We start from the raw sequence: 4,987 nt of genomic DNA on the forward strand, positions 1-4,987 counted from the left end.
CAACACCCAAGCCGGCGAACAAAGCCGAGCCGCGAACGCTCCAAGACAGCGATCAAACCGAGCGGCAACCAAAGGTGGGCCGGTGGGCTTTCCCTAAAGCATGGCCGATTTTACTCGGGGGATTTGACCCTTACCCTGGTAGATCGGGCAGGTAGTCACCACCTGCCCTTTAGCCCGATCAAAGGGTCAAATCGAGGGGTCCCCGAGTCAAATCGGCCACCCCGCTGGGACCGGCGGCCACCAAATCCCCTGGGACCGGCGGCCACCCCGATCCGCTGGGACCGGCGGCAACCAAATCCCCTGGGACCAGCGGCTACCCCGATCCGCCGGGACCGGCAGCTACCCCGATCCAACGGGACCAGCGGCCACCCCGACCCGCCGGAACCAGCGGCCACCCCGACCCGCCGGAACCGCGACTACCCCGATCCAACGGGACCAGCAGCCACCCCAACCCCCAGCCCGACAACCACCAGACCAGCAACAACCCGACCCCGGACAGCCGAACGCCCCGTCCGCGGTGCCGCGCAGACAGGGCGTTCAGGGGTCGAGCGGAGAGCGGGTTTCAGCCGGTCTGCCGCCGATAACCGCCCACGCCTTCATCGTCGGCCCCTTGCCACAGCTCGGGGTTGTACGGCGCGTCCGGGATCATCACCACATCGGCCAACGTCTGCGTCCGACGCGGCCGGGACGCGTTCCCGCGCAACTCCGTGATGTCGATGTCCAACCGCTCGACGTCGTTCAACAACCTGCGCACATCAGGAACGTCCCCGAAGTGGAAACGCAACGACGCCACCTTCCGCCGAAGCACGGTAACGATGCGCTGCACATCGGTGATCTCACTGTTCGGCACGGTGTACCTCCTGATGGCGCAAAGGCTGACTTCGAACAAGTCCTCCGAATCCACCCTATGCAGGTGTGATCTGGACGACAACCCCTATTTCGACCCCCAGGATCGCGCACGCGGCTCCACCGCCGGCGATCAACCTGGGGAACGGCTTCCACAACAGTAGACCGACACGTTTTCCCCGAGGCAATACCCGGACCGAACGCAAGGGGCCGTTAGGGGGACGCTAGGGGTTTCTGCGCCATCCACCTCGGGAAACGATGAGCAACGGTCGCACATTCTGTCTGCGGATTGTGGAGCGTTATGTTGAACGAGTCCGAGCACATCACGTCCACCACGTCCACCAGCGGCGACGAGGCGGAACAGCCCTCGTCGTGGCAACTGCTCGTCCAGGCCCCGGAAGCCGAGCAGGAGCGGTTGCTGGTGGAACTGGTCGGGCGGGCTGCCGCTGCCGTTCTGCGGCGCGCGCCCGGTGAGGTGGTCGCGGCCGACCGGCCGTTCCTCGAACTCGGATTCGACTCCATCGCCGCCGTCGACCTGCACGCGAAGCTGACCGAGGCGACGGGGCTGCACCTGCCGATCACGCTGGTGTTCGACTACCCGACGCCCGCGGCCGTGGCGCACTACCTGCGCGCGGAGGCCCTCGGGCTGTCCGCCGCGCCGATCCTCCCGCCGAGCGCGAACACCGCGTCGGACGAGCCGATCGCGATCGTGTCCATGGCGTGCCGCTTCCCCGGCGGGGTCGCCTCGCCGGAGGAGCTGTGGCGGTTCGTCGCCGACGGCGGCGACGCGATCAGCGGACTGCCGACCAACCGCGGCTGGGACCTGGACGCGCTCTACGACCCGGACCCGGACCGGCAGGGGACGACCTACACCCGCGAGGGCGGGTTCCTGCACGACGCCGACCGGTTCGACCCGACGTTCTTCGGGATCTCGCCGCGCGAAGCGGTCGCGATGGACCCGCAGCAGCGCCTGCTCCTGGAAACCTCCTGGGAGGTGCTGGAGCGCGCGGGCATCGACCCCGGCACGCTGCGCGGCAGCTCCACCGCCGTCTACGTCGGCGCCGAGCAGCAGGAGTACGGCCCCCGGCTGGCCGACGCGCAGGGCCACGAGGGGTCGCTGCTGACCGGCAACACGGCCAGCGTCGCGTCCGGTCGCATCTCCTACACGCTCGGCCTCGAAGGCCCGGCCGTCACCGTCGACACGGCGTGCTCGGCGTCGCTCGTCGCGCTGCACCTCGCCGTCCGGACGCTGCGCAGCGGCGAGTCGTCGCTGGCGCTCGCGGGCGGCGCGGCCGTGATGGCCAGCCCCGGCTCGCTGGTCGCGTTCAGCCGCCAGCGCGGCCTCGCGCCCGACGGCCGCTGCAAGGCGTTCTCCTCCACGGCCGACGGGACCGGCTGGTCCGAGGGCGTCGGCATGGTGCTGCTGGAGCGGCTGTCCGACGCCGTCCGCAACGGGCACCCGGTGCTCGCGCTCGTCCGCGGCAGCGCGATCAACCAGGACGGCGCGTCCAACGGCCTGACCGCGCCGAACGGGCCCGCGCAGCAGCGGGTCATCCACCAGGCGCTGGTCGACGCGGAGCTGACCACCGCGGACGTCGACGTGGTGGAGGCGCACGGCACCGGCACGGTGCTCGGCGACCCGATCGAGGCTCAGGCCATCCTCGCGACCTACGGCCAGAACCGCGAGACCCCGCTGCTGCTGGGCTCCCTCAAGTCGAACCTCGGCCACACGCAGGCCGCGGCCGGTGTCGCGGGTGTCATCAAGATGGTCATGGCGCTGCGCAACGGCCTGCTGCCGCGGACGCTGCACGTCGACCGCCCGTCCCCGCACGTCGACTGGTCGTCCGGCTCGGTGAAGCTCCTCACCGAGGCGACGCCGTGGCCCGCGGGCGAACGCCCCCGCCGCGCGGGCGTGTCCGCGTTCGGCATCAGCGGCACCAACGCGCACACGATCATCGAGGAGTACGTCGCCGACCCCGTCGACGCGCCGGAGCCCGCCCGCCCCGCGGCCGTGCTGCCGTGGGTGCTGTCGGCCAAGACCACCGAGGCGCTCGGCGACCAGGCCCGGAACCTCCTGACCCACCTCGACGAGCGCCCCGAGCTGTCCGACTCCGACGTCGGCTACTCGCTCGCCACGGCCCGCGTCGCCTTCGACCACCGCGCCGTCGTGCTCGGCTCGTCTCGCGACGACCTCCGGCGGGCGCTGACCGCGCTGGCCGACGGCACCTCCTCGTCCGCCGTGCTCAGCGGCACCCCCGCGGGCGGCAAGCTGGCGTTCCTGTTCACCGGCCAGGGCAGCCAGCGGCTCGCGATGGGCCGCGAGCTGCACCGGGAGTTCCCGGTGTTCGCGGCGGCGTTCGACGACGCCTGCCGCCACTTCGACGTGCACCTGGACCAGCCGCTGCGCACGGTCGTCTTCGGCGACGACCCCGAGCTGCTGGACCGCACCGAGTACACCCAGCCCGCGCTGTTCGCCGTCGAGGTCGCGCTGTTCCGCACGCTGGAGGCGTGGGGCGTGCGCCAGGACTACCTGGCGGGCCACTCCGTCGGCGAGATCGCCGCCGCGCACGTCGCGGGCGTGCTGTCGCTGGACGACGCGTGCGCGCTCGTCGCGGCGCGCGGCCGGATGATGCAGGCCCTCCCCGGCGGCGGCGCGATGGTCGCCCTGCAAGCCTCCGAGGACGAGGTGCTCCCGTTCCTCGACGAGGACGTCTCCCTCGCCGCGATCAACGGCCCCACGTCCGTCGTCGTCGCCGGTGACGACGCCGCCGTCCAGCGGGTGCTCGCCCACTTCCCCGACCGCAAGTCCAAGCGCCTCACCGTCTCGCACGCGTTCCACTCGCCCCTCATGGACGCGATGCTGGAGGAGTTCGCCTGGATCACCGAGGTCCTGAAGTACCGGCCGCCGCGGATGCCGATCGTCTCCACGGTCACCGGCAAGCTCGTCCCGGCCGACGAGCTGTGCTCGCCGGAGTACTGGGTGCGGCACGTCCGCGAGGCCGTGCGGTTCGCCGACGCCGTGGACACCCTGGTGGGACTGGGGGTGACGACGTTCGTCGAGCTGGGCCCGGACGCCGTGCTCACCGCGATGGCCGCCGAGACCGCGCCCGCCGCCGAACTCGTCCCCACCGTCCGCAAGGGCCGCTCCGAGGCCACCGGCCTGGTGCGGGCGGTCGGCAGGCTGCACGTGCTGGGCGTCCGCGTCGACTGGGGAGCCGTGTTCGCGGGCACCGGCGCCCGGCGCGTCGACCTGCCGACCTACGCGTTCCAGCGCGAGGGCTTCTGGCTGACCGGCGGCTCCTCGCCCGCCGCGGTGGACCGGCACGAAGCCGACTTCTGGGCCGCGGTCGACCGCGGTGACCTCGACTCCCTCGCCTCGGCGCTGTCGCTCGACGACTCCGGGGCTCTCGCCGATCTGCTGCCCGCGCTCGCCACGTGGCGGCGCGGCCGGGCGGACGCGTCCACCGTGGACGCCTGGCGCTACAAGACCTCCTGGACCAGGCTGCCCGAGGGCGGCGGCCGGGCCACCGGGCGGTGGCTGCTCGTCTCCGCCGAGCACGTCGACGGGCTCGCCGAACGCGGCCTGGACGTCGTCCGGATCGACCCGTCCGCGGACCGCGCGACGCTGGCGGAGGCGCTTGCGGGCGCCGGGGCGTTCGACGGTGTGCTGTCGCTGTGCACCGACGTGGTCGAGACCGTCGTGCTCGTCCAGGCGCTCGGTGACGCGGGTGTCGCCGCACCGCTGTGGTGCGCCACCCGCGGCGCGGTGTCGGCGGGCCGCGACGACGCGGTGGACCCGGTGCTCACGCAGATCTGGGGCGTCGGCAAGGTCGTCGCGCTGGAGCACCCCGACCGCTGGGGCGGTCTGGTCGACCTGCCCCCCGACGTGGACGACCGCGTGCTGGACCGGCTCGTCGCGGTCCTCGCGGGCACCGAGGACCAGGTCGCGATCCGCGGCTCCCGCGTGTTCGGCCGCAGGCTCGCGCAGGCACCGGCGAAGACCGGTGTCGGCGACTGGACGCCGCGCGGCACGGTCCTGGTGACCGGCGGCACCGGAGCGTTGGGCAGCCGGGTGGCCCGGTGGCTGGCTGAGGCGGGTGCGGAGCGGTTGGTGCTGACCTCCCGTCGCGGTCTGGACGCT

The 4,987-nt window shown here is 72.4% G+C and carries 2 protein-coding genes; one reads left to right on the plus strand and one right to left on the minus strand.

All coding sequences use genetic code 11. The annotated features are described in order from the left end of the window. Positions 1-562: 562 nt before the first annotated feature. A complete protein-coding gene (locus VFZ92_RS41670; RefSeq protein WP_330883618.1) occupies positions 563-850 on the minus strand; it encodes a hypothetical protein in 288 nt (95 codons plus the stop codon). A gap of 297 nt (positions 851-1,147) precedes the next feature. On the opposite strand from VFZ92_RS41670, the gene VFZ92_RS41675 reads away from it, so the two are divergent. Beyond that, on the plus strand, positions 1,148-4,987 hold a 3,840-nt coding region (locus VFZ92_RS41675; protein WP_330883621.1), incomplete at its 3' end, for a type I polyketide synthase.

It is taken from the genome of Umezawaea sp., assembly GCF_036375055.1.
Lineage (GTDB): Bacteria > Actinomycetota > Actinomycetes > Mycobacteriales > Pseudonocardiaceae > Umezawaea.